We start from the raw sequence: 24,702 nt of genomic DNA on the forward strand, positions 1-24,702 counted from the left end.
GCATGGCCCATTCGCACAAGGTTGGCGAAACAGCGCACGGTCACGCGGCACATAATCATGCCGGCCATAACCATGCGCATGACCATGGCGGCGCCACCGACAAGCGCCGGGTGATGATCGCCGCCTGCCTGACTGGCGGCTTCATGATCGCCGAGGCGCTGGGCGGCATCTTCACCAATTCGCTGGCACTGCTTGCCGATGCCGGACACATGCTCACCGACACGCTGGCGCTCAGCCTGGCGTGGTATGCGTTCCATCTGGCCGAACGCCCGGCCACGGCCCGCATGTCCTACGGCTTCGGACGCGTGAAGACGCTGGTTGCCTATACCAACGGCATTGCCATTTTCGTCATTGCCATATGGATCGTCTATGAGGCGTGGCAGCGTTTTCAGGAGCCGCCGCAGGTGCTCGGCGCGCCGATGCTGGTGGTCGCGACGCTCGGGCTGGTGGTCAATGTTGCGGGCTTCCTGATCCTGCATGGCGGCGACCGCGAAAGCCTCAACATGCGCGGCGCCATCCTTCATGTGCTGGGCGACCTTTTGGGTTCGGTCGCCGCCATTGCCGCCGCACTCATCATCATCGCCACCGGTTGGTACCCGATCGATCCGATCCTGTCGGTGCTGGTGGCCGTCATTATCCTGTCCACGGCCTGGCGGCTGATGCGCGAGGCTGCCCATCTCCTGCTGGAAGGCACGCCCGAAACGCTGGACCGCGACGCGGTCGCGGCCGATCTCACGGCCAATATCGCGGGCTTGCGCGACGTGCATCATGTGCACCTGTGGTCTCTCGACGGCTCGAAGCATATGGCCACGCTTCACGCCCGGCTGGACGAAGGAGCCGACGCCCATGAGACGGTCGCGGCTATCAAGCGAAGGCTGGCTTCAGATCACGGCGTAGACCATGCGACGGTCGAAACGGAACTCGGTTGCTGCGCAGACGGCCATGGCAACGAGGACGAAAACCATGGTCATTCGCAGCACAACGTGGCAAAGCAGGGTTCATGATGTTTGACATGGCTGGCTGGCGCCAGCCGCACGCCACCGAGGAACGACCATGACCCGCGAAACCAGACAGACGGCGATCGCCACCTTCCTGATTCTGGCCGTGTTCGGGACATTTCTTTATTTCGTGCCGCAGATCATGATCGCGGTCGGCGCCATATCGCCGGTTCTGGGCGCCGTCGTCATCGGGCTCGTTCTGGTGGCACCGTTCCTGTTTTTCTGGCTGCGTTCGCGACGCCAGAATGGCAACGGTTGAGTCCTCAGACGCTGAGGCTGGCCGACAGAAGGGTCACGCCGACAAGGAAGATGAAGGCGGCAGCGCCGATCTCGATCGTGGCGTGAATGCGGTTGCCGAGCCTGCCGCCGCCGGCCAGCAGCACCGCCCAGTTCTTCGCCGTCACCGCCAGAACGGCCAGCGTCGAGACGGTGATGGCGGTGCCCAGCGCCATCGCCAGAACCGACAGGATGCCCGCCATCCACAGCCCGTTCAGCAGGGCGAAGGACAGCACGATCAGCGCTCCCGAGCACGGCCTGAGGCCGACGGCCGCCATGGCCGACCATGCGGTGCGCCAGTCGAACCGGTCCGTCGACAGAAGCGCCGGGTCGACGGCATGCGAATGGCCGCAGCTTGAGCACACCATGCCCTCCTCATGATGATGGTCATGATCGTGGTGATGGTGATGCGCATCGCCATGGGTATGGTGGCCGTGGCTGCAATGGCCGTCATGATGGTGGTGATGCGCCTCATCATGGTCGTCGTGATGGACGTGCGCGGCGCTGGCTGCTGAAAGGCTGTAGGCCGGGGCTACTCCCACCATCCGCCTCACGACCGGCCCCGCCTTCTTCCACAGAAGCCAGGCGCCAAAGCCGGTAACGAAGACATAGCTCGCGATTTCAAGGAAATGCGCGGCATTGGTCATCGACACGGACGTGCCGCGCAGCACGAAATAGGCAAGCAGCATGACCACGATGGCGGTTGCCGCCTGCAGGAATGCCGAGATGAAGGACAGCACCACGCCGCGGCGCAGCGCCACTTCGTTGGCCAGCATGTAGGACGAAATCACCGCCTTTCCGTGGCCGGGTCCGGCCGCATGGAAAACGCCATAGGCGAAGGACAGGCCAACCAGCATCCACACCTGCCCGCCATCGTCGCGCAGCGCCTTCATGGCCGATGACAGCGAGCGGTAGAACGCCTGCTGATGCTGGTTGATCCAGATCATCAGCCCAGAAAACATGCCGGTGGAGGGGATGACGGCTTCGTTGGCGCCGATGCCGAGCGAGCTTTGCGCATGGGCATGGCCGGCGAAATGCGACAGGATATAGGCGACCGCCAGCAGGGCGAACGTTGTGCGTATGAAGATCTTGTTCAAGGGACGGTCCTCACGCATGGCATTTGAGTTCGAGCTTGGTCGCGAAAATCTTGCTCATGTCGGTGCCTGCCGGATCATTGAAGAATGCCTCGGTCAGGGTCTGCTGGTTTTCGGCCAGGGCGGCATCCGGATCGGGACGAATCACTGTGCGGACGCAGGAAGAAGGCAAACCCTCCACGGCCATGTTGGCGTCTTCGGTGAAGTCGATGGCGGTATAGAAGGTGGGATCGTAGACGCCGAGACGGATGTCGCCTGCGAGCTGGATCGGCGTCTCGGGCTCGGATTCGAACAGGATGATGAGCTGGTTGTTCTCGAAAGTGGCCATGATCGCGGCCGGCGGCTTCATCTTCACATCCTTGCCGTTCACGGTGACGAGCTGGAAATAGTTGAAGTCGGCCAGCGAGGCATGGATGGTGTTGGCCACCTCCTGCAGCTCGGCAGCGTCGAGCTTCAGGTCGGCATTGGCATCGAACTCCATCAGAACGGTGGAGGAAAACAGGTCGTCGAAGCGCCATAGATGGCGCAGCGCCTTCACCGTCTGGTGATCGGGACCAAGCACCACGTCCAGCCGCGCTTCGGCGAACACATGCGGATGCACGCTTGCGGGAACCGTACATGCAAGCAGGGCGGCAATCGCGGCCCCGGCCTTCAGCACTGTGCGTTTGAAGGACATATGAAGGTTCGTGTTCCCTGTCTTGCTGCGTGCCCGAGGATTATCACAAAGCGGGCGAAAATGGGACAATCGCACGAAACCATGACAGATGTGTCATGGCGCTGCGCGGGTTTTGAACCAGTCGGCGAGATAATCCACGAAAACACGCACCTTGGCCGGCAGATAGCGTCGGTGCGGATAGACCGCGAAGATGCCGCCGCCTTCCAGGATCCGGTCTTCCAGAACCGGCACGAGCCGGCCGGCGGCGACCTCCGGTTCGGCGATGAAATCCGGCAGGCCGGCGAAGCCGAGGCCGGAAACGGCGGCCGCGCGCGCGGCGATCGGGCTGTTGACCTCGATGGGGCCGGCCACGGACACGCTGATCGTCTCGCCGCCCTCGCCCTTGAAGGGCCAGTTCGACAGCCACCTTCCATTGGTGTCGACGATGCAGGGCATGCCGGCGAGGTCCTGCGGCCTGGCGGGCCTGCCATGCGTGGCCAGCAGCTCCGGCGAGCCGCAGATCATCACCCTGAACGGCGCCAGCTTGCGGGCGATCAGCGACGAGCTCTCCAGCCGCGAGATGCGGATGGCGAGATCGAAGCCCTCCTCGACCAGATCGACGAAGCGGTCGTCGAGCCTGATCTCCAGCACGATGTCGGGATGGGCCTTGGCGAAATCGACCAGCGACTGTCCGATGGGCGCGTCTGCCAGTGTACGCGGCGCCGACAGTTTGATTCGCCCGCGCACGTCGCCGGATGATTCGCGCACCGAATCAGCAAGGCTGTCGATCTCACGGACGATCTCGGAAGCGCGCCGGTAATAGGTGTGGCCGGCCTCGGTAAGGGAAAACTGGCGCGTGGTGCGGTTGAGCAAAAGCGCGCCCAGCTCGTCCTCAAGTTCGCGCACATATTTGGAAAGCAGGGCCTTCGACCGCCCTATCTTGCGTGCGGCGGCCGAAAAACCCTCGGCCTCCACCACATCTATGAATGCGCGCATGCGTGTCAGCGTGTCCATGAGGCTTCCTTCCGCCGGATAACAGGCGCAGCCATCGTCTCCAAAAGTGAAACGATGATGGCAGGATTGTTCGATGCCGGAATTTTTTCAAGGCACTCAAAGATTTGAGTTGATTGTGACATGCGCTGTTCCTATATCGCGCTTGCCCAAAGTCGCACGTGCCTGTGGGCGTCCCCCGGTTCCTCGAATGGCGAGGACAATCGGGACGGTACCCGGGAAATAACGAGCCCGGTCGATCAAGTGGCCAACCACATGATCGAGGACGCCTTGAAGCAACGACGGTGCGGGCCTTTCTGGTGTCTGCCGATCGTCCATAGATCGGGGTTACTGAAGAGGCACACCTTCATTGCCGGCAGTGCGGTTGGGAATTCCCATCCAAGCCAAGGCAGACAAAGCGAGCCGAAGCCGGGCAAGGCTTCAGCTCACCGCCGCGGAAAGGCGTTTCGGGGTTCCGGTGTCTCCACCGGCCGGCTCCCCGCAAATTCTCTTCCGCCTTTGTCCACCGCGTTCATGCGAGGCTGCGCGCCCGCTCGACGCAGCCTTTGTGTGCGCCTTGTCCGGCGCGATGGAGAAGATCCCATGGCCACTCAGCGTATCCTCGATTTCCTCGCCACCCGCCGCCCGAGCGGTCCCTGCCTCGTCGTCGATCTCGACGTCGTGCAGGAGAACTATCGCGCGTTCGAGAAGGCGCTTCCGCAGTCGCGCATCTTCTATGCGGTGAAGGCTAACCCTGCGCCCGAGATCCTGCGCCTGCTCGCATCGATGGGCTCGTCCTTCGACACCGCCTCGGTCGCCGAGATCGAGATGGCGCTCGACGCCGGCGCCACGCCCGACCGCATCAGCTTCGGCAACACCATCAAGAAGGAGCGCGACATTGCCCGCGCCCATGAGCTGGGCATCCAGCTCTATGCGGTGGATTGCGTCGAAGAGGTGGAGAAAATCGCCCGCGCCGCTCCCGGCGCCCGGGTGTTCTGCCGCGTTCTGACCGACGGCGAAGGCGCCGAATGGCCACTGTCGCGCAAGTTCGGCTGCGCCCCGGCGATGGCCGTCGACGTGCTGCGCCATGCCGCAGCGCTCGGCCTCGACGCCTATGGCGTGTCGTTCCATGTCGGCTCGCAGCAGACGGACCTCACCTCGTGGGACCGCGCGCTGGCGGATGCCGCCAATGTGTTCGGCAAGCTGGCGGCGGAAGGCATCGTGCTCAAGCTCGTCAACATGGGCGGCGGTTTCCCGACCCGTTACCTGACCGACGTTCCCGCCGCTCAGGCCTACGGACAGGCGATCTTCGATGCGCTGTCGAAGCATTTCGGCAACCGCATTCCCGAGACGATCATCGAGCCGGGCCGCGGCATGGTCGGCAATGCCGGCGTCATCAAGTCGGAAGTCGTCCTGATCTCGAAGAAGGCCGACAATGACAATGTGCGCTGGGTCTATCTCGACATCGGCAAGTTCGGCGGTCTGGCCGAGACCATGGACGAGTCCATCCGCTATCCGATCGTCACCCCGCGTGACGGCGATGCGATGGAGCCGTGCGTGCTGGCCGGCCCGACCTGCGATTCGGCCGACGTGATGTACGAGAAGAAGCCCTATCCCCTGCCCCTGTCGCTGACCATCGGCGACGAGGTTCTCATCGAGGGCACCGGCGCCTACACGACCACCTACTCGGCGGTCGCCTTCAACGGCTTCGAGCCTCTCCGATCCTACGTGATCTGACGGGCTCCCGGCTCGTCAGATCATCCGTGCGCCGGTGAAGTTGTCTCCGGCGCGCGGGTTCGCTCGTGGAAAAACTCCGCCTGTGAAGGATCGCGGATATGAACAACCTCGCCATCGCCTCTGCTGATTTCAACATCTCGTTCGGAACTGCCGGTGCAGTTCAGGACCTGCCGGCCTTCGTCATCGAAGCCGAACGTCCGGCCGACAAGGCTGCGCGCGAGGCTCTGCTCGACCGCGCCATGGGAGCGGGACGCAAGCGCAAGTCCTCCGAGGCGCTGCGCCGCGGCCGCCTGCCGGCCGAGAGTCTCGCGCTCGTCGCCCGCTCGGCCGATGGCGCGGTTCTCGGAACCGTGCGCCTGTGGAACGTCACCCTCGGCGCCGGCGGCCGGCCAGCCCTGCTGCTTGGCCCGCTCGCTGTGGAACCGTCCGTGAAAAGCGCCGGCATCGGCTCCGCCCTCATGCGGCAGGCGATCGCCGAGGCACGCGATCTCGGGCATGGCGCGATCCTGCTGGTCGGCGACGAGCCCTATTATGGCCGCTTCGGCTTTTCGGCTGAGCGCACCGGGGAACTGGCAATGCCCGGTCCCTATGAGCGTCACCGCCTGCTGGCGCTCGAACTGACGCAGGGCGCGCTGGATGGTGCATGCGGCACCATCACCGCATCCGGCCGCCGGAAGCGGAACGAACGCACGCGCGCCGCCTGATTTTCATACGAAAAAGGCCACGCCGTTCCGGGGTGGCCTTTTTTTATTGTCCTCGCGTCGATCTCTTTAAAGACCGAACCCGACATCCGTCGGGAATTCAGTTCACCCGCATTTGCACGGTGCCCTGCCTGTTTACGGTCCCAATCGTCACCGGCCGCCAGAGCATTTTGCAGCCAGATGGAAACATCTGGCATCGCATAAGTGCGGCCGAAACCTCAGTTGACCTTGGTTTCAAACTTCGCCACCGACAGGAAGTTCACAGCCGTTCCGGTAAACTGATTGGCTTTCCCCATCTCGTTACGGGCCTGGAAACCAGTGGTGTAGACCTCGGTCGGCGCGGTGCGCACCAGATTATAGGCATAACGCGGCGCGGTCGTAGCGTTGGCGGCCTTTTCCACATGCTCGCCGGAATTGAGCGCCCAGCGCGCAAGTTTCGGCTCTGCGGAAACAACCACAGCCTTAGGCTCCGGCTTCGCTACATCGGGCGTCGGGCGGGCAGCCTTGCGGGTGGTCTTGACCGAGCCGCCGATCGCGCCAGCCGGATCGGCAGGCGTTGCGATGGCTGCCGAGCGTGGAGAGGCTGCTGGTGCAGCATCAACACCGGCGGGATCGACAAAAGCCGAGCGGGGCGTCGGCACGGCCGCCACCTGATATTCGGCAAGGTCCTCCGTCTTCTTTTCCGCTTCAGCCAGCAATGCCTTGACCTCGTCATTCGGGCGGGCAGTCGGCACGGCGGCAACCACAGCGTCCGAAGCAGGAAGAGCTTCATCGACTTCCAGCGCTGCAAGTGCGGTCAGGTTCTGCGAAGCCGTGCTTTCACGCGGCCGGAAACTCGGCACCGGCACGCTTTCATTCGCGGCGACCTGCGGCGGCGGCTCGGCGCTGGCCTGAGCGAACGGAACATTCGCCGGTGGCACAGCCGCCGTCTGGATCGGGTTGACGTCGGCAACGCCAAACGGAACCTGATCCGGCGTCTGAACGCCCACCTCTGCCCTGGGCCGCGGCGCAGCGCCCGGAACAGGAATGCTCCTGACCGGCAGTGCGGCGATGATCGTCTCAGGCGTTTCCTGCACCGGTTCGTCCGCGAGCTGCGGAATTTCGGCACGATTGGCCCGATCAGGCGAGATCACGGCAATGCCGGGCAATGGCTCTGCGGGCTGCTTTGCCTGCGCGGAAGCGGGCGCCGAGGCAACCGGCTTCTTCGGCGCAGGCGCTGCCGCAACGGCCACGCTGTTATCCTCGTCCTCATCAGCTCCGCCACCGCGGAACAGGGCTGCCAGCAGGCCTCCGGACTTGCCCGACTTACCCGATGTGGTGGGGCCGGCCAGAGCGATTGCCGGCGCACCGGCAGCATTTCGCGACTTGTAGGCAGCCAGAGCCTGCTCATAGCCCGGCAGCGGCTTGCCGTCGCTCGGCACATGCAGCGTCTTGCCGTCTGGAAACACGCTCGCCAGTTCCTTGCGGCTGATGCCCGGCCAGTGGCGGACATTGCCGACATCCATGTGAACGAAGGGCGACCCCGATGTCGGATAGTAGCCGACGCCGCCGCCCTGCATCTTGAGGCCGATGTCGCGCAGCTTCTTCAGCGGCACGCCCGGAATGAAGAAGTCCATCGCCTTGCCAAGCATGTGCTGGCTTTTCTGGGCAACGCCCTTCGAGCGGCCACGCAGCATGTTGTTGGTCGCGGGCGAGCGATAGGCGCTGACGACATGGATATATTCGCGCGATCCGCTGGCCCTGTAAGCCTCCCAGACAAGATCCATCAGGCGAGGATCCATCTTTGTGGGCTCGTTGCGGCGCCAGTCGCGCAGAAAAACGTTGAGTTTCTTCAGGCCGGCCTGATCGTAGCGTCCATTGCGCTTGAACACGATCTCCGCCTTCTCCTTGGTGTGGAGATTGTGGAGCTTCAGCGTCCTCACCTCCGCATGCGCGGCTGTCGAAGAAACTGAATAAAGACCGAAAACGCATACCGCCGCCGCCACCCATCTGGTGAGGGTTCCGCAGGAATGCCGACCGTTGATGTGTCGCTCGCTTCTGTTCAAATCAAAAGGCCTTGCAGGCTGCCGTTTGTCCCCGGATTTGAGCAAACGGATATGGATTAACCAAATCCGAATATCAATCCTAATGGTTAATGGTCCCTTATTGAAGGCCAAATGCGGTGACAGCGTGGCAACCGCACGGCCAAAAACGCACATGGCCGCGCATGGTAAACAAGCCATTTATAAAGCGTTAACAAAGAGCTAACGTGACAGGCTTACGCCGTCTCGACCCGCACGGCACGCCCGGTTTCCGGGTCGATGCCATATTCCCTGAGCTTGCGATAAAGGGTCGAGCGGCCGATACCCAGCCTGCGTGCCACCTCGCTCATGCGGCCGTTGTAATGTTCGATCGCAAAACGAATCATTTCAAGCTCGACTACCGAGAGCGCGCGCACATGGCCGCGCGCGTCCAGCATGGGAAGAAGGCCCGGCCGCAATTCCGGTTCCGAAGGCTGCGCGGGGGCCTCAGCCGGTGCTTCATCCGGGTTTGGAACAGGCAGCTCCCCGCCAGTTCCGCGCTCGCGGTCAAGGTTGATCGTCCCTTCCACCTGTGCGCGGATCTGCGGGAATTCCTCTTCCGTCAGCACATCCCCTTCGCAGAGCACAGAGGCGCGGAAAACAGCATTTTCAAGCTGCCTGATATTTCCCGGCCAGTCATAGGCCTCAAGCAGCGAGAGAGCACGATCGGATATGCTGCGCGGGGGATGGTCGACGACCACCTCCTTCATGAAATGCTTCACCAGCAGCGGAATGTCTTCCCGGCGCTCGCGCAGCGGCGGCACCAGAATTGGAAAAACGTTCAGCCTGTAGAACAGGTCTTCGCGGAATTTGCCGTCCCGCACCTGCTGGATCAGGTCGCGATGCGTGGCCGAGATCAGCCTGATGTCGACCTTCACCGTCTGGCGACCGCCGACCGGATCGACCTCGCCCTCCTGCACCGCGCGCAACAGCTTCACCTGCGCATCCAGAGGCAGGTCGCCCACCTCGTCCAGGAACAGCGTCCCCTCATGCGCCTCGACGAATTTGCCGGTATGGCGATCCGTGGCGCCGGTGAAAGCGCCCTTCTCATGGCCGAACAGGATGCTTTCAACGAGATTTTCGGGGATGGCGCCGCAATTGACGGTGACGAAAGGTTTCGTGCGGCGGTCGCTGCTGCCCTGTATGGCGCGCGCCACCATTTCCTTGCCGACGCCGGATTCGCCCTCGATCATGATCGGAATGCGCGAGGCTGCGGCCTTCTGGCCGAGCCGCAGCACGCGTTCCATTGCCGGGCTGCGGGTCAGCAAATCCGTGAAGGTGAGTATGCCGGCGGCACGGCGCGCCGCCCGTCGCGTCTCCCCTTCGGCCGCACCAACCTTCAGCGCACCGGTGATGGCCGACTGGATGCGCTCGGGCGATGCGGGCTTGACGACAAAGTCGAAAGCGCCATGGCGCATGGCCTGCACGACCGTTTCAATGCCGCCCTGCGCCGTCTGGACGATGACCGGTACGCGGATATCGCGCTCGCGCATGGCCCTGAGCACGCCGATCCCATCCAGCCCCGGCATCGACAGGTCGAGGATCGCGACCGAAATGTCGCCTCCCCCGTCGAGAGCCCGAAGGCCGGCCTCTCCGCCATCGGCAACCACGGCCTTGTGGCCGAATTTCGAGACCGCCGCCTCCAGCAGCCTGCGCTGGACCGGATCGTCATCGACTATGAGCACGGAACCTGACATGAACGCCCGAACAGCCCGCCTTTGATTTTCCCCTATGGATCAACGTGGCACAGGGTTCTAAATAAGGTTTCAAGAAAGCCGGTGAATGAATTGTTTCGCCGCCGGCCAAACGGCCGCTGTACTATAGAATTTCAGATCGAAAGGTTTCCCATGCCAAGTTTCCCGGAAAGACAGTTTGCCGCGTCCTCCGCAGCACAGGCGAAGGCGGATCTCGGCGACCTGCCGGTGTGGAACCTTTCCGATCTCTATGCCAGCCACGACGCACCGGAACTGAAGCGCGATCTGGAAAAGGCGGCGGCCGATGCCATCGCCTTCGAGACCCGCTGGAAAGGCCGGCTCGCCGCCGAGGCCGAACGCGGCAGCGAGGGCGGGCTGGGCGCAGCCATGCGCGAATATGAAGCATTGGACGAGCTGGCCGGCCGCATCGGCTCCTATGCCGGCCTGCTCTACACGGGCGACACGTCCGACCCGGTTCGCGCCAAGTTCTACGGCGACGTGCAGCAGAAGCTGACCGATGCCGGCTCCCATCTTCTGTTCTTCGGTCTGGAACTGAACAAGATCGACGATGCGCTGATTGAAAAAGCGCTGTCGGAAGATGCAGGCTTCGGCCACTACCGGCCGTGGATTGAGGATCTGCGCAAAGAAAAGCCCTATCAGCTCGAAGATCGCGTCGAGCAGCTTTTCCATGAAAAATCCGTCACCGGGCGCGGCGCGTGGAACCGCCTGTTCGACGAGACCATGACCGGCCTGCGCTTCCAGATCGACGGCGAGGAACTGACACTGGAGCCCACGTTGAACCGCCTGCAGGATGCCGATGGCGAAGTGCGCCGCAAGGCTTCCGAAGCGCTTGCCGCCACTTTCTCGAAGAACATCCGCACCTTCAGCCTGATCACCAATACGCTGGCCAAGGACAAGGAAATCTCCGACCGCTGGCGCGGTTTCGAGGACATCGCCGATTCCCGCCACCTCGCCAATCGCGTCGAGCGCGAGGTGGTGGACGCGCTGGCGTCATCGGTGCGCGAGGCTTATCCGCGCCTGTCTCACCGCTATTATGCCATGAAGGCCCGCTGGCTCGGAATGGAGACCATGAACCACTGGGACCGCAACGCGCCCCTGCCCGAGACCCCGCAGGCGACAATCGGCTGGAACGACGCCAGGAGCACCGTTCTCGACGCCTACAACGGCTTTTCGCCGAAAATGGCCGACATTGCCCGCCAGTTCTTCGATCTGAACTGGATCGACGCGCCGACCCGCCCCGGCAAGTCGCCGGGCGCCTTCGCGCATCCGACAGTGCCGTCCGTCCACCCTTATGTGCTGCTCAACTACATGGGCAAACCGCGCGACGTGATGACGCTGGCCCACGAACTGGGTCACGGCGTGCATCAGGTGCTGGCCGGCGCGCAGGGCGCGCTGATGGCCTCCACCCCGCTGACGCTGGCCGAAACCGCCTCCGTCTTCGGCGAGATGCTGACCTTCCGTTCGCTGCTTGAGCGCACGACCGACAAGCGCGAGCGCAAGGCGATGCTGGCCCAGAAGGTGGAGGACATGATCAACACGGTCGTACGCCAGATCGCCTTCTACGAGTTCGAGCGCAAGGTGCACACCGAGCGCCGCAACGGCGAACTGACCTCTGAACAGCTTGGACAGTTCTGGATGGAGGTGCAGGCCGAAAGCCTCGGCCCGGCGATCAGGCTCGGCGAAGGCTATGAGACCTTCTGGGCCTATATCCCGCACTTCATCCACTCGCCCTTCTATGTCTACGCCTATGCGTTCGGCGACTGCCTGGTGAACTCGCTCTACGCCGTCTACCAGAACGCCGAAAGCGGCTTTCAGGAGAAGTATTTCGACATGCTGCGCGCCGGCGGCACGAAGCACCATTCCGAACTCCTGAAGCCGTTCGGGCTCGATGCCACCGATCCCGGCTTCTGGCAGGGCGGACTCGGTGTCATTTCCGCGCTGATCGACGAGCTTGAAGCTCTGGACAGCGCTGCCTGAGAACGGGTGCAAGGTGCCGGACACTTCCTTCATTCTGTTCCGCGACGATCCCGCGCGCCGCGAAAAGCTGTTTTCGCGGCCTTCCGAGATCGTAGCTCCCTTTGCCGCCGATGAATTCGAGCCCGCATGGGAGCGGCTGCAGGCAGCTCACGAGGCCGGAAAGTGGCTTGCCGGCTATCTTTCTTACGAGGCCGGCTACCTGCTGGAGCCCAAGCTTGTGCCGCGCCTGCCCGATGGGAGGCGTGCGCCCCTGCTGTGCATCGGTGTCTTCGATGGGCCGCTGGAGCGGCAGGCACCTGAGCCGACACGGCCGGCCACCAACGGCCCCATTCATGATGCGCAGGCACGCTGGTCCTTCGCCGATTACGAGAAACGGTTTTCGCGCCTGCACCGGCATCTTCGCGAGGGTGACTGCTATCAGGGCAATCTGACCTTTCCGGTCGACGCGCAATGGACCGGCGATCCGCTGGCCGCTTTCGATGCGCTGACCGAGCGCCAGCCCGTGCGCTATGGTGCCTTGTCTACCCTCGGCGCGGGTCCCATCGTGCTGTCGCGCTCGCCCGAACTGTTCTTCGAGGTCGACGGGGAAGGCTGGATCGAGACCCATCCGATGAAAGGCACAGCGCCGCGCGGAGCCACGCCGGAAGAAGACGAGCAGCTGAAGGAATTCCTGCGCAACGACGAGAAGAATCAGGCCGAAAACCGGATGATCGTCGATCTTCTGCGCAACGACATTTCCCTTATCAGCGAAGTAGGCTCGCTCGATGTGCCGGAACTGTTCCGCATCGAAAGCTATCCCACGGTCCACCAGATGGTGAGTCGCGTGCGGGCCAGACTTTTGCCGGAGCTTTCGCTGCGCAGCATTTTTGCGGCCCTGTTTCCCTGCGGCTCTATCACCGGGGCGCCGAAGATCAGGGCGATGGAAGTGCTGCGGGACCTCGAAACCAGTCCGCGCGGCGTCTATTGCGGCGCCATCGGCTGGATCGCGCCCGGCGGCGCCATGCGCTTTTCGGTCGCCATCCGCACCATCTCGCTCTACCCGCAGGGCGAGGCCGTCTACAATGTCGGCGGCGGCGTGGTGTATGATTCCACGGCTGAGGAGGAGTATCGCGAATGCCTGCTGAAGGCCCGCTTCGCGACCGGAACGGTCCCGGCTTCGAGCTGATCGAGACGCTGCGCCGGGAGCCCGAAACAGGCTTCCTGCGGCTCGACCGGCATCTGGCGCGGCTTGCCGCCTCGGCCCTCGAACTCGGTTTTTCCTGCGACGCGGACAAGGCCGTTCAGGCACTGGAGAAGGCCTCTGCCGGGGCAACGACGGCGCTGCGCGTGCGATTGCTGCTCAGCCATGACGGCACGGTCACGGCCACCGCCCAGCCTTTCCAGCCCTTGCCGGAAGGCACGGCGTGGCGCCTGCGGCTGGCGCGGACGCGCCTGTCCTCGAACGACCCGCTGCTGTGCCACAAGACGACGCGGCGCATGCTCTATGAAAGCGCCCGTACGGAATATCCCCTATCTGACGTGGACGAGGTGCTTTTGATGAACGAGCACAATGAGGTCTGCGAAGGCACCATCACCAGCCTGTTCGTCGATTTCGGCGATGGAGTTCTCGTCACGCCCCGCTTGCGCTCCGGCCTGCTGGCCGGCGTGTTGCGCGGTGAACTCATCGATCAGGGGCACGCCGTGGAAGGCGTGATCCCGGCCTCCTCGCTTTCATCGGCAAGTGCGGTCTATGTGGGCAATGCGCTGCGTGGCCTGATCCCCGCGACGTTTCTTCCCTGAGGAAAGACGGCTATCGCTTCACCATATATCGAGATTCAGCGGCCTGATCGGGTCGCAACTGTCGAACGCGCCGCCTTTCACTGGTATGTGACAAAGATCTGTGATTGTTGCGCCGTCCTGCGGCAAGCCTGCCGAACGCGATCCAACAGGGAGCATGCGAAGAATGGCAAACTCGAAATGGCCGGTTTACGGCGAGATTACCGGCCCGCTCGTCATGATCGGCTTCGGCTCCATCGGTCGCGGCACGCTGCCGCTGATCGAGCGCCATTTCAGCTTCGACAAATCGCGCCTGACGGTGATCGATCCGCGCGACACCAACCGCAAGCTTCTTGACGAGCGCGGTATCGCCTTCGTTCAGGAGGCCGTGACACAGGACAATTTCAAAGAACTACTCACCCCGCTGCTCACGGCCGGCGAAGGTCAGGGCTTTTGCGTGAACCTGTCCGTCGACACAGGCTCCGTCGATCTCATGCGCCTTTGCCGCGAGCTCGGCGTTCTCTATGTCGACACGGTGATCGAGCCATGGCTCGGCTTCTATTTCGACGAGAAGGCGGACAACGCCTCGCGCACCAACTATGCGCTGCGCGAAACCTTGCTGAAGGAAAAGCGCAAGCGGCCGGGCGGCACCACCGCGGTCTCCACCTGCGGCGCCAATCCCGGCATGGTCTCGTGGCTGGTCAAGCAGGCGCTGGTCAATCTCGCCGGGGATCTCGGCCTCGATGCCAATGAACCTCCCGCACCGGGCGACCGCGAAGGCTGGGCGAAGCTCATGCGCGATGCCGGCGTGAAGGGCATCCACATCGCCGAGCGCGACACGCAGCGCGCGAAGAAGCCGAAACCGCTGGATACGTTCTGGAACACGTGGTCGGTCGAGGGTTTCATCGCCGAGGGGTTGCAGCCGGCCGAACTCGGCTGGGGCACGCACGAAAAATGGATGCCGAAGAATGCCCGCGGCCACAAGAAAGGCTGTGGGGCGGGTATCTATCTGGATCAGCCCGGCGCCACCACCCGGGTGCGGAGCTGGTGCCCGACGCCCGGGCCCCAATATGGCTTCCTCGTCACCCATAACGAAGCCATCTCGATCGCGGATTTCTTCACGCTGCGCGGCAAGAAGGGCAAGGTCCACTACCGGCCGACCTGCAACTACGCCTATCATCCCTGCAACGATGCGGTGCTGTCGCTGCACGAAATGTTCGGCGCCGCCGGAAAGCCGCAGGCCACCCAGCATGTGCTGGAGGAAAAGGAGCTGCTCGACGGCGTCGACGAACTGGGCGTGCTGCTCTACGGCCACGACAGGAACGCATACTGGTATGGTTCGCAGCTTTCGCTCGCAGAAGCGCGCAAGCTGGCACCCTATCAGAATGCCACCGGTCTTCAGGTCAGCTCCGCCGTGCTTGCCGGCATGGTCTGGGCGCTGGAAAACCCGCAGGCCGGCATCGTCGAGGCCGACGAGATGGATTACCGGCGCTGCCTTGAGATCCAGTCGCCCTATCTCGGGCCTGTGAACGGTTACTATACCGACTGGACGCCGCTCGAGAACCGTCCCGGCATGTTCCCCGAAAGCATCGACGCCAAAGACCCGTGGCAGTTCCGCAACATCTTGGTGAGATAGGCTTGTGCCCTTCCCGGTTGCCCTGCTTGCAATCGAGCCTAAATCGCGCGATTGAACAGAAGCGGATCGAGGAGATGCCCAGGATGAACATTGCCCGTAAAGTTGCAAACGCAGGCCTGATCATGTTGACGGCCGGTGCGCTGGCCTCGTGTACGACGGCCCCACCGCCTCCCGGCGGACCCGTCGCGGCGCGCAACGGTGTCGACGGCTCGTGGATCGATGCGCAGGGCACCGGTCTTTCCACCTTCTCCAGAGGCGCGTTCCAGACTGTTGCCACCGACACCGGCCAGAAGCTGTCCGACGGCAGCTACCGAATGACCGGCCCGAATTCGGTCGAGATCAGCGGCACCTCGCTGATCCGCCAGTCGCCCATCAGCTTCAACTGCCTGATGGTATCGACCAGCCAGCTCAACTGCACCAGCGCCACAGGCCAGAATTTCGTCCTGACGCGCCGCGCCTGAGCCTCCTGATCCCGAGCAGGCATGCGGCGTATCGTCCGCCGCATGCGGGTGCGGCCAGACGCTGCATTGCATCCTCGCAAGACAGCGCTAGGTTCTGCGGCTCGTGGAGAAAGCGAGCGCATGACACAGATCGATCAGACAGAAGCCGCTGCCGTCAAATCGCCGGCGGCCCAGCCCGGCCAGCCCGCTTCCCGGCAGGTTCCGGTCCGCCCCGCCAAGGTCGGCGTCATGCTGCTCAATCTCGGCACGCCCGACGGCACCGAGTTCAAGCCTATGTGGCGCTATCTGCGGGAATTCCTGTCCGATCCGCGCATCGTCGAACTGAACAAGCTGATCTGGTATCCGATCCTGTATGGCATCGTGCTGACGGTGCGTCCGAAGAAATCCGGCGAGAACTACGCCCGCATCTGGAACCGCGAGCGCAACGAATCGCCCCTGCACACCTTTACCCGCTCGCAGAGCGAGAAACTGTCGGTTTCCCTGCGCGATCTGGCCAATGTCACCGTCGACTGGGCCATGCGATACGGCAACCCGTCGACCGGAAGCGTGGCGAAGAAGCTGGTGGAGCGCGGCTGCGACCGCATTGTCTCCTTCCCGCTTTATCCGCAATATTCGGCCACCACCACCGCCACCGCCAACGACCAGCTCTTCCGCGCGTTCATGAAGATGCGCCGCGCGCCCGCCGTTCGCAGCATACCGCCTTATTACGACGAGCCGGTTTACATCGACGCGCTCGCCACCTCGATCCGGCAACATCTGGCCACGCTCGATTTCGAGCCGGAGGTGATCCTCGCCTCCTATCACGGCATTCCCAAAGCCTTTTCCGACAAGGGCGACCCTTACCGGCGCCATTGCCTGGAAACCACGCGCCTGCTGCGCGAGAAGCTGGGCTGGGGCGAAGACAAGCTCATGACCACCTTCCAGTCGCGCTTCGGCGCGCAGGAATGGCTGCAACCCTACACAGACGCCACGGTCGAGAAACTGGCCAAGGATGGGATAAGGCGCATCGCCGTCCTCAATCCCGGCTTCGTATCGGACTGCATCGAGACCCTCGATGAGATCGGCCGCGAGGTTTGCGAGGAATTCATCCATGCCGGCGGCGAAAAGTTCAGCCATATTCCGTGCCTGAACGACAGTCCCGAAGGCATGGCCGTCATCGAGACGCTGGTGCGCCGCGAACTGGCCGGCTGGGCCTGATCCCAGCCCTATCCAGCTTTCCGGACACCGAACCTGTGTGAAGCCGCTGTTTTTGCAGCAGGCGGTTTCCACTTCGGCCGGCAATGCTCTAAATGTCTTTCGACAGCAAATGCTTTCGAGAGGTAACGGGCGATGCTCGCAGGGTTCGATATTGTCATAGTGGTGCTGGCGGTGGTTGTGCTGCTGGTCCTTTTCGCGGGCATCAAGACGGTGCCGCAGGGCTTCAACTTCACCGTCGAGCGCTTCGGGCGCTATACGCGCACCCTCTCCCCGGGCCTCAACCTGATCGTTCCCTTCGTGGACCGCGTCGGCGCGAAGATGAACATGATGGAGCAGGTGCTCGATGTTCCGACGCAGGAGATCATCACCCGCGACAACGCCATCGTCGCCGTGGACGGCGTCGCCTTCTATCAGGTGCTGAGCGCCCCGCAGGCCGCCTATCAGGTGGCCGGCCTGCAAAATGCCATCCTCAACCTGACCATGACCAACATCCGCACGGTCATGGGCTCGATGGACCTCGACGAACTGCTCTCCAACCGCGACACCATCAACGAGCGCCTTCTGCGCGTGGTGGACGAGGCAGCCCATCCATGGGGCATCAAGGTCACCCGCGTCGAGATCAAGGACATCAACCCGCCCGCCAATCTGGTGGACTCCATGGCCCGCCAGATGATGGCCGAGCGCGACAAGCGCGCCCAGATCCTGACCGCCGAAGGTCTCAAGCAATCGCAGATTCTCGAAGCCGAGGGCCGGCGCGAAGCCGCCTTCCGCGACGCCGAAGCACGCGAGCGCGCGGCAGAGGCGGAAGCCCGCGCCACGCAGGTGGTTTCCGAAGCCATTTCCAAGGGCGACCTGCAGGCGCTCAATTATTTCGTCGCGCAGAAATACACCGAGGCTCTGGCGAAGATCGGTTCGGCCACCAACTCCAAGGTGGTGCTGATGCCGATGGAAGCCTCGGCCCTGATCGGCACGCTGGGCGGCATCGGCGAGATCACCAAAGAAGTGTTCGGCAATGGCGGCAGCTCGGCCGGCGCACGCCAGTCCGGTGCACGCCCGCCAGTGGTTCGGTCCACCGACTCGTGAGATCCAGCAACAGGCGGAAGCCATGATCGCGCCCATCATCTCAGAACTCGGACCGTGGAACTGGGTCGTTCTCGGCCTCATTCTGCTCGGCCTCGAAATCTTCGCGCCGGGCGTCTACCTGCTGTGGATCGGCATTGCCGCGCTCATCGTCGGTGCCGCGTCGCTCACCTTGTGGGAAGCAGGCTTCTGGGGCTGGCAGGTGCAGGTTCTGCTGTTCCTCATCCTGTCGCTGGCGTCGGCCTATTTCGGTAAGAAATTCGTCGTGTCACGTCAGGGCGACACCGACCAGCCTCTGCTCAACCGCCGCAGCGAGCAGATGATCGGGCGCACCGCCACGCTGGCCGAGCCGATCCGGGACGGGCGCGGCCGCATCCAGCTCGGCGACACCCTGTGGCGTGTCTGCGGACCCGACCTGCCTGCCGGCACGCGCGTGCGCGTCATTGCCGCGGCTGATACCGATCTCGAACTGACGGTGGAAAAGGCCGAATAGAAGCTCCTCGCCCGTCAGTAACGGGCGAAGCTGCGCGCACCCTCGGCACCGAAGATGAGCACGTCATAGGCGTCCGGCGTTCCGCCGGTTTCCATGCCGGGCGAACCGACCGGCATCCCCGGCACCGCGAGACCGATGGCGGACGGCCGCTCGGCAAGCAGGTGGCGAATTTCGCGCGCCGGCACATGACCCTCGATGACGTAGCCGTCGATGACCCCCGTGTGGCAGGCTTGCACAGAAGCGGGAACACCAAGCGCGGTCTTGAGAGGATCGAGATCCTCGACCAGCCGCTCGCGCACGGTAAAGCCCTCGGCCCTCATATGGTCGATCCATGCTCCGCAGCAATTGCAGGAAGGCGAGCGCGCGACTTCCACAACTTGTTGCGCGGCAAATACGCGCCCGCCGCCGAGCGCCAGCCCGATCCCGGATCCGGCCAGAGCCAGCACGGTGCGACGGCTTAGTCTCTTCATGCAGGCATCCCTTCTCAGCAGGTTCTGATCCCCGCCGCAATCATCGGCGCAGACCTTGCTGCCACCTTCCAGCGCTGGAAGGTCAAGACCCTTTTTAAAAGGCCCGTTTTAAAAGGAATGTCCGGCAGCCTGACGGATCAGGCAGCGCCAACGCGCAGCAGATCGTGGAAATGCAGGATGCCGACAGGCCGGCCTTCCTCGGCCACCACCAGCGCGCTGATCGAATGCTGGTTGAGCAGAGCCACCGCCGAGCCGGCGAACATATCGGGCTCGATGGTCTTCGGCGAGCGCGTCATCACATCGTCGACGGTCGTGCGGGTCAGATCACGATGCAGATTGCGGGCAAGGTCACCATCGGTGATGATGCCCACCAGCTTGCCGGCATCATCCACCACGCACACGCAACCCACGCGCTTCTGCGCGAGCATCGCAATGGCTTCGGGCATTCCCGTGCCCGGCCTGACCACGGGGATCTGATCCCCGACGCGCATGATTTCCGAAACCCGCGTCAGATTCGCGCCAAGCTGTCCGCCCGGATGAAAGGTGCGGAAGTGTTCCGGCGTGAAGCCCCGCGCCTCCAGAAGCGCGATGGCCAGCGCATCGCCAAGCACGAGTTGCAGCAGGGTCGAGGTGGTTGGCGCCAGCCCATGCGGGCAGGCTTCCGCAACACGCGGCAAAAGCAGAACCACGTCCGACGCCCGCGCCAAAGCGGATTCCGCACCGGAAGTAATGGCGATCATCGGAATGGAGAAACGGCGCGAATAGGCGATGATGCCCTTCAGCTCCGCCGTCTCACCCGACCATGACAACGCAATGATCGCGTCGTTGGGGGCGATCATGCCAAGGTCGCCATGATTGGCCTCGGAAGGATGCACGAAGAAAGCCGGCGTGCCCGTCGAGGCAAGCGTGGCCGCGATCTTGGAACCGATATGCCCGCTCTTGCCCACGCCGGTGACGATGACCCGGCCCTTTATAGCCGAAATCGTATCGACGGCCTGCCGGAAAGGCCCGGCCAGTCCGTTCTGCAGGGCATCGGTCAGAGCAAGCAATCCCGCCTGTCCGGTCGCGACGGTGCGGAGTGCGGATTCCACGGTCGGGTGCCGCAGATCGGAAGCGCTGGTATCGGTCATGGGCGTGCGCTTAGCGCTTCATGCGCTTCATGTCCAATAATTTGCTCCTCGCACCCTCACGCAAACCTCCGTTCAACCCTCCGTTAACCATCACCGTTTACGGTTCGGTAAGCATGGCGCGCCCGCGCCTTTGAGGTGGTGATGCCGCGTTTGAACTCCAGATTCGGAACCGTTCAGCGTGCCGGGAAACTCGGCGCGCTGCTTCTGATGACGAGTTTTCTGATACCTGTCGCCCCATCGTCGGCTCAGGATATGGAGTTGCGCGGAACCTCCGCTTCACCCCGGCAGCAGGAGCGTCAGCGGGGCATTCAGGCACCCGCCTACCGGCCTGCCACCTCCGGCGCAGGCTCCGAATCCCCACCGGACGCGAACATCGCGCAGGGCGTCGACCCGCTGGTCGATGCGGCACTCGATGCGCCTCCCGAACCCGCGCCCACCCGTCGCCGCCCGGCAGCGGTGACAGAAGAGCGCGAGGAAGGACAGGCTCCAAACCCGCGCACAGGTGCCGTCAATCCGGAAGAGATTTCGCGAACCAACATGCGTGAGGAACGCACCGGAGCCATAGAACGCGGAACCGGCAGCTTCGATGACGATCCGTTTGCGGCACCCGGCATCAGAATGGGCAGCTTTATGCTGCGCCCCTCATTCGAACAGGGCCTGACTGCGACATCGAACGCCAGCGGCAGCGCGGGCGGCGGCTCCGCCGTGCTTTCCGACACGACGCTGCGCCTTGGCGCCGTATCCGACTGGAACAGGCATTCAGCCGACATCACAGGCTACACGACCTGGCGCAAATCCGTTTCAGGCGAGCATCTGGACGAGGTACGGGGCCGGATCGATGCTACGCTCAACCTTGATCTCGACCGGGAATGGCGCGCTATTGCACGGCTCGGCTATGAAAGCTCGCCCGAATCCGCCTCGTCGCCGGTCGCCATCACCGGTACGGCCTCGCAGCCGACCCGCCACAGGATCGACGGCAGCATCGGTGTCGAGAAGTCTCTCGGCAAATTGCGCCTCGGCCTTACCGGCGAAGTTCAGCGCGACCTCTACGAGGACGCGAAGCTCTCATCGGGTGGAACGCTTTCGCAGAAACATCGCGATTCGACGCTTTACACCGCAAGGCTGCGCACGGGTTACGAGATTTCGCCCGCACTTACCCCGTTCGTGCAGATCGAAGGCGGGCGGCGCATTTATGACGAGCGTGTCGATCCGGGCACCTATCGCCGCTCCGCCGACCGTATCGGCGCCAGCATCGGCACGGAATTCGACCTCGGCGAGAAGCTGGGCGGCGAAATAGCCGCCGGCTGGCTGCGCGAAAGCTTCGACGACGATCGCCTCCGTGCCCTTTCGGCAGCCACGCTTGATGCGACGCTCAGATGGTCGCCGCAGCGCGGCACCAATATCGGTCTGCGTGGCACGACAACGCTTGAGGGCAGCACGACGCCGGGCGAAAGCGGGTCGGTGCTCTACGCGCTCCGCCTGACCGGCGATCGCCAGATCCGCGCCAACCTGACCGCCAATGCCGCACTTGGCATCGACTGGCGAGACTACAGCGGCTCGGATGAGCGCGATCTCATCTACAGCGCCGAAGCCGGCCTGACATGGTGGATGAACCGCTATATGGGGCTGACCGTACGTGCCCGTCATGAGACGCTGGACAGCAATATCACGGGCCGGGATTCCAAGACCAACAGTGTCTATCTGGGCATCACCGCAAGACGCTGACAGCTGTCGTTGGACCGAAACCCCATCTGAACCGAAGCCTCAAAAACGAAACGGGCGGCTCACTGCCGCCCGCCGTTAAGTCACATGCGGTTGCCGATCACGCAGGTTTGATCTCGTCGAGCAGCGACCGGATCGAGCCGGCCATCGAAGCGCTCAGGTCGCTGCGCCACAGAGCGAAAGCCACATTGGCCTCGACAAATCCTTCAGGCGAGCCGCAATCATAGGTGCGCCCTTCGTAGCGATAGCCATAGAAGGGCTGTTCCTTGCCCAGACGCAGCATGGCGTCCGTGAGCTGGATTTCGTTGCCCGCGCCCTTCTCCTGCCCTTCCAGAATGCTGAAGATTTCCGGCTGCAGAATATAGCGACCATTGATGTAGAGGTTGGAAGGTGCGGTGCCCGGAGCCGGCTTTTCCACCATCTCGGTGATGCGGAACCCCGAATGGGCCGCTTCGCCCCGCCCGACGATACCGTATTTATGAGCTTCGGCCGGATCGCATTCCTGCACGGCCACGATGTTGGAGCCGGTGTTCTCGTAAAGCTCGACCATGGAGGCGAGGCAGCTCTTGCGCGACTGCATGATCATGTCCGGCAAAAGCAGGGCAAACGGCTCGTTTCCGACCAGCTCGCGCGCGCACCATACCGCATGGCCAAGCCCCAGCGGCACCTGCTGGCGGGTGAAGCTGGTCTGGCCCGGAGCCGGCTGCAACTGCTGCAGGCGCTCCAGCACCTCGGTTTTTCCGCGCTGTTCCAGCGTGTCGTAGAGCTCGAACTGAATATCGAAATGATCCTCGATCACCGCCTTGTTGCGTCCGGTGACAAAGATAAAATGCTCGATGCCCGCTTCGCGCGCTTCATCGACAACATATTGAATGACAGGCCGGTCCACCACCGTCAGCATTTCCTTCGGAATGGCCTTCGTGGCCGGAAGGAAGCGCGTGCCCAGTCCCGCGACAGGGAAGACTGCCTTTCTTACTTTCTTCATAATCTCAGCGTCTCACTCTCTTTTTTGCCGCCACCGTACGGAACATTCGCATGGCGAAATTGAGGAATACTGAACAGCCGGAATCCGACAGCTTCCGGCGGTTACGTGGAGTAAACAGCCTGTCCTCATTTTCGTTCCTCTGTCAGGCCTATGGTAAACTAAATCCTAACCCAATTCCTGCAATGGATTGGCTTTCCGGCATATCTCAGGAGAACCAGATGTCCGATCGAAAAGCACGCCCGTTCCTGCGCGCCCTGACCGTGGCAGGTCTGTCGCTCGCCCTCATGCTTCCGGCAGGCTCAGCCTTTGCCGATGCCGGCTTCCGCCAATGGGTGGCAAGCTTCCGCACCACGGCGACGCAGAACGGCGTCTCCGGCGCCACCTTCGACCGCGCCTTCCGGGGCATTACCGAGATAGATCCCGTGGTTCTGGAGAAAGCCCGCTTCCAGCCGGAATTCGTGGCACCCACCTGGGACTATTTCGACAATCGCGTTCACGACGAATCCGTCGCCACCGGCCGCCAGATGGCGCGCCAGTGGAAGCCATGGCTCGACCGCATCGAAAAGCGCTTCGGCGTCGACCGCCACATTCTGCTCGCCATCTGGTCGATGGAATCGAACTATGGCGAAATTCTCAAGCGCGACGATGTGATGCGCTCCGTCGTGCGTTCGCTGGCCACTCTCGGCTATGCCGACAAGCGGCGGGCGAAGTTCGCGCGCACCCAGCTGATCGCCGCGCTGAAGATCCTGCAAAGCGGCGACATCGACGAGAGCCACCTCACCGGTTCGTGGGCCGGCGCCATGGGCCACACCCAGTTTATCCCCACCAGCTATCAGGCCTATGCGGTCGACATGGACGGCAACGGCAAACGCGATATCTGGAGCTCCGTTCCCGACGCGCTCGGCACCGCCGCCAACCTGCTCGCCAAGAACGGCTGGCAGAGCGGCCGCACATGGGGGTACGAGGTGGTGCTACCGCCGGGCCGCAAGTTCCCCAGCGGCTCGATGTCGCTCGACAAATGGGCCTCGATCGGCGTGAAGCGCGCCAACGGCAAACCTTTCGTCAGCGGTTCGGATCAGGCGGAACTGAAGGTTCTCGACGGCCGTCAGGGACCGGCCTTCCTCGTCATCAAGAACTTCTCGGTGATCAAGCGCTACAACAATGCCGACAAATACGCGCTGGCGGTCGGCCTGCTCGCCGACGAGATCGCCGGCTATGGCGGGATGGTGCAGGACTGGAACCGGCCTTTCACGAAGCTGAGCTTCGTCGAGCGGCAGGAACTGCAGCAGCGCCTGTCGCAGTATGGCTACTATACGGGCAAGTTCGATGGTAAGATCGGATCCGGCTCGCGGTCCGCGATCATGGCCTATCAGGCCAAGATCGGCATGCAGCAGGATGGCCATCCGAGCATGGAAGTGTTGTCGCGGCTGCGGCGCAACCAGTAAGGGTCGCGAGCAGCCATACGGGAACCGGCGGCTGCCGAAAACGGCGGCATGAGCGCGGTTCCCGTATAAGTCTTCAGGCTCGGAGAGGGGTCGCCTTGGCTTTGCCATTGTCTAAGCGGATCGGA

At 63.2% G+C, this 24,702-nt stretch carries 22 protein-coding genes; 14 read left to right on the forward strand and 8 right to left on the reverse strand.

The features are described 5' to 3' along the window. Window positions 1–2: 2 nt before the first annotated feature. Together MIC97_RS07070 and MIC97_RS07075 are read left to right on the forward strand one after the other, a co-directional pair. Complete coding sequence (locus MIC97_RS07070) at window positions 3–1,004, forward strand: cation diffusion facilitator family transporter (protein WP_239799439.1); 1,002 nt, start codon at window positions 3–5, stop codon at window positions 1,002–1,004. A gap of 49 nt (window positions 1,005–1,053) precedes the next feature. Continuing rightward, window positions 1,054–1,257, forward strand: a complete 204-nt coding sequence (locus tag MIC97_RS07075) for a hypothetical protein (RefSeq protein ID WP_239799440.1) — start codon at window positions 1,054–1,056, stop codon at window positions 1,255–1,257. Window positions 1,258–1,261: 4 nt separating this feature from the next. Here MIC97_RS07075 and MIC97_RS07080 read toward each other — a convergent pair whose 3' ends face one another. The 3 genes from MIC97_RS07080 to MIC97_RS07090 form a co-directional block, all read right to left on the reverse strand. Then, window positions 1,262–2,389, reverse strand: a complete 1,128-nt coding sequence (locus tag MIC97_RS07080; RefSeq protein WP_239799441.1) for a nickel/cobalt transporter — start codon at window positions 2,387–2,389, stop codon at window positions 1,262–1,264. Continuing rightward, a complete protein-coding gene (locus MIC97_RS07085) occupies window positions 2,382–3,044 on the reverse strand; it encodes a DUF1007 family protein (protein WP_239799442.1) in 663 nt (220 codons plus the stop codon). Before MIC97_RS07085 ends, MIC97_RS07080 begins: the two co-directional genes overlap by 8 nt. A gap of 93 nt (window positions 3,045–3,137) precedes the next feature. Beyond that, window positions 3,138–4,037, reverse strand: coding sequence for a LysR family transcriptional regulator (locus tag MIC97_RS07090; RefSeq protein ID WP_239799443.1), 900 nt, complete (start codon window positions 4,035–4,037; stop codon window positions 3,138–3,140). Between the two features lie 579 nt (window positions 4,038–4,616). On the opposite strand from MIC97_RS07090, the gene odc2 reads away from it, so the two are divergent. Both odc2 and MIC97_RS07100 read left to right on the forward strand, forming a co-directional pair. Next, the gene (gene odc2, locus MIC97_RS07095) at window positions 4,617–5,750 is read left to right on the forward strand and encodes an ornithine/lysine decarboxylase (protein WP_183831822.1); all 1,134 of its coding nucleotides are present in this window, start codon (window positions 4,617–4,619) and stop codon (window positions 5,748–5,750) included. A gap of 98 nt (window positions 5,751–5,848) precedes the next feature. Then, window positions 5,849–6,454 carry an N-acetyltransferase gene (locus MIC97_RS07100; RefSeq protein ID WP_239799444.1) on the forward strand — a complete coding sequence of 202 codons (606 nt, stop codon included), beginning with the start codon at window positions 5,849–5,851 and terminating at the stop codon, window positions 6,452–6,454. Between the two features lie 215 nt (window positions 6,455–6,669). Here the strand turns inward: MIC97_RS07100 and MIC97_RS07105 are convergent, their stop codons facing one another. Together MIC97_RS07105 and MIC97_RS07110 are read right to left on the reverse strand one after the other, a co-directional pair. Beyond that, window positions 6,670–8,373 carry a DUF882 domain-containing protein gene (locus MIC97_RS07105; protein WP_345773540.1) on the reverse strand — a complete coding sequence of 568 codons (1,704 nt, stop codon included), beginning with the start codon at window positions 8,371–8,373 and terminating at the stop codon, window positions 6,670–6,672. Window positions 8,374–8,708: 335 nt separating this feature from the next. Continuing rightward, window positions 8,709–10,208, reverse strand: a complete 1,500-nt coding sequence (locus MIC97_RS07110) for a sigma-54 dependent transcriptional regulator (RefSeq protein WP_239799445.1) — start codon at window positions 10,206–10,208, stop codon at window positions 8,709–8,711. 150 nt (window positions 10,209–10,358) lie between these two features. Here MIC97_RS07110 and MIC97_RS07115 point away from each other — a divergent pair, with 150 nt between their 5' ends. From MIC97_RS07115 to MIC97_RS07150, 8 genes are all read left to right on the forward strand, one after another. Continuing rightward, a complete protein-coding gene (locus tag MIC97_RS07115; RefSeq protein WP_239799446.1) occupies window positions 10,359–12,203 on the forward strand; it encodes a M3 family oligoendopeptidase in 1,845 nt (614 codons plus the stop codon). Between the two features lie 13 nt (window positions 12,204–12,216). Continuing rightward, the gene (locus tag MIC97_RS07120) at window positions 12,217–13,368 is read left to right on the forward strand and encodes an aminodeoxychorismate synthase component I (protein ID WP_239799447.1); all 1,152 of its coding nucleotides are present in this window, start codon (window positions 12,217–12,219) and stop codon (window positions 13,366–13,368) included. Then, window positions 13,317–13,982 carry an aminotransferase class IV family protein gene (locus tag MIC97_RS07125; RefSeq protein WP_239799448.1) on the forward strand — a complete coding sequence of 222 codons (666 nt, stop codon included), beginning with the start codon at window positions 13,317–13,319 and terminating at the stop codon, window positions 13,980–13,982. The genes MIC97_RS07120 and MIC97_RS07125 overlap by 52 nt, the downstream gene beginning before the upstream one ends. A 163-nt stretch (window positions 13,983–14,145) precedes the next feature. Beyond that, window positions 14,146–15,594 carry a homospermidine synthase gene (locus MIC97_RS07130; RefSeq protein WP_239799449.1) on the forward strand — a complete coding sequence of 483 codons (1,449 nt, stop codon included), beginning with the start codon at window positions 14,146–14,148 and terminating at the stop codon, window positions 15,592–15,594. An 83-nt stretch (window positions 15,595–15,677) separates the two neighbouring features. Further along, window positions 15,678–16,055 (forward strand): hypothetical protein, encoded by a 378-nt coding sequence (locus MIC97_RS07135; protein WP_239799450.1) that lies wholly within the window; start codon window positions 15,678–15,680, stop codon window positions 16,053–16,055. 120 nt (window positions 16,056–16,175) lie between these two features. Continuing rightward, complete coding sequence (gene hemH / locus MIC97_RS07140) at window positions 16,176–17,252, forward strand: ferrochelatase (protein ID WP_239799451.1); 1,077 nt, start codon at window positions 16,176–16,178, stop codon at window positions 17,250–17,252. Window positions 17,253–17,384: 132 nt separating this feature from the next. Beyond that, entirely contained in the window at window positions 17,385–18,335 is a 951-nt protein-coding gene (locus MIC97_RS07145) for an SPFH domain-containing protein (RefSeq protein ID WP_239799452.1), read from the forward strand. A gap of 22 nt (window positions 18,336–18,357) precedes the next feature. Continuing rightward, window positions 18,358–18,825 carry an NfeD family protein gene (locus MIC97_RS07150; protein WP_239799453.1) on the forward strand — a complete coding sequence of 156 codons (468 nt, stop codon included), beginning with the start codon at window positions 18,358–18,360 and terminating at the stop codon, window positions 18,823–18,825. 14 nt (window positions 18,826–18,839) lie between these two features. Here MIC97_RS07150 and MIC97_RS07155 read toward each other — a convergent pair whose 3' ends face one another. Both MIC97_RS07155 and MIC97_RS07160 read right to left on the reverse strand, forming a co-directional pair. Continuing rightward, the gene (locus MIC97_RS07155) at window positions 18,840–19,295 is read right to left on the reverse strand and encodes a DUF411 domain-containing protein (RefSeq protein WP_239799454.1); all 456 of its coding nucleotides are present in this window, start codon (window positions 19,293–19,295) and stop codon (window positions 18,840–18,842) included. A gap of 137 nt (window positions 19,296–19,432) precedes the next feature. Further along, window positions 19,433–20,425, reverse strand: a complete 993-nt coding sequence (locus MIC97_RS07160; protein ID WP_183831834.1) for a KpsF/GutQ family sugar-phosphate isomerase — start codon at window positions 20,423–20,425, stop codon at window positions 19,433–19,435. A 150-nt stretch (window positions 20,426–20,575) separates the two neighbouring features. On the opposite strand from MIC97_RS07160, the gene MIC97_RS07165 reads away from it, so the two are divergent. Further along, window positions 20,576–22,150, forward strand: coding sequence for an outer membrane beta-barrel protein (locus tag MIC97_RS07165; protein WP_345773541.1), 1,575 nt, complete (start codon window positions 20,576–20,578; stop codon window positions 22,148–22,150). A gap of 97 nt (window positions 22,151–22,247) precedes the next feature. Here MIC97_RS07165 and galU read toward each other — a convergent pair whose 3' ends face one another. Beyond that, window positions 22,248–23,132: a UTP--glucose-1-phosphate uridylyltransferase GalU gene (gene galU, locus MIC97_RS07170; protein ID WP_183831836.1), complete on the reverse strand. Its 885-nt coding sequence runs from the start codon at window positions 23,130–23,132 to the stop codon at window positions 22,248–22,250. Between the two features lie 218 nt (window positions 23,133–23,350). On the opposite strand from galU, the gene MIC97_RS07175 reads away from it, so the two are divergent. After that, entirely contained in the window at window positions 23,351–24,577 is a 1,227-nt protein-coding gene (locus MIC97_RS07175; RefSeq protein ID WP_239799455.1) for a lytic murein transglycosylase, read from the forward strand. The last annotated feature ends 125 nt before the right edge of the window (window positions 24,578–24,702 follow it).

This window comes from Aquamicrobium sp. NLF2-7 (assembly GCF_022359935.1).
In the GTDB taxonomy this organism is placed as follows: Bacteria; Pseudomonadota; Alphaproteobacteria; order Rhizobiales; family Rhizobiaceae; genus Mesorhizobium; species Mesorhizobium lusatiense.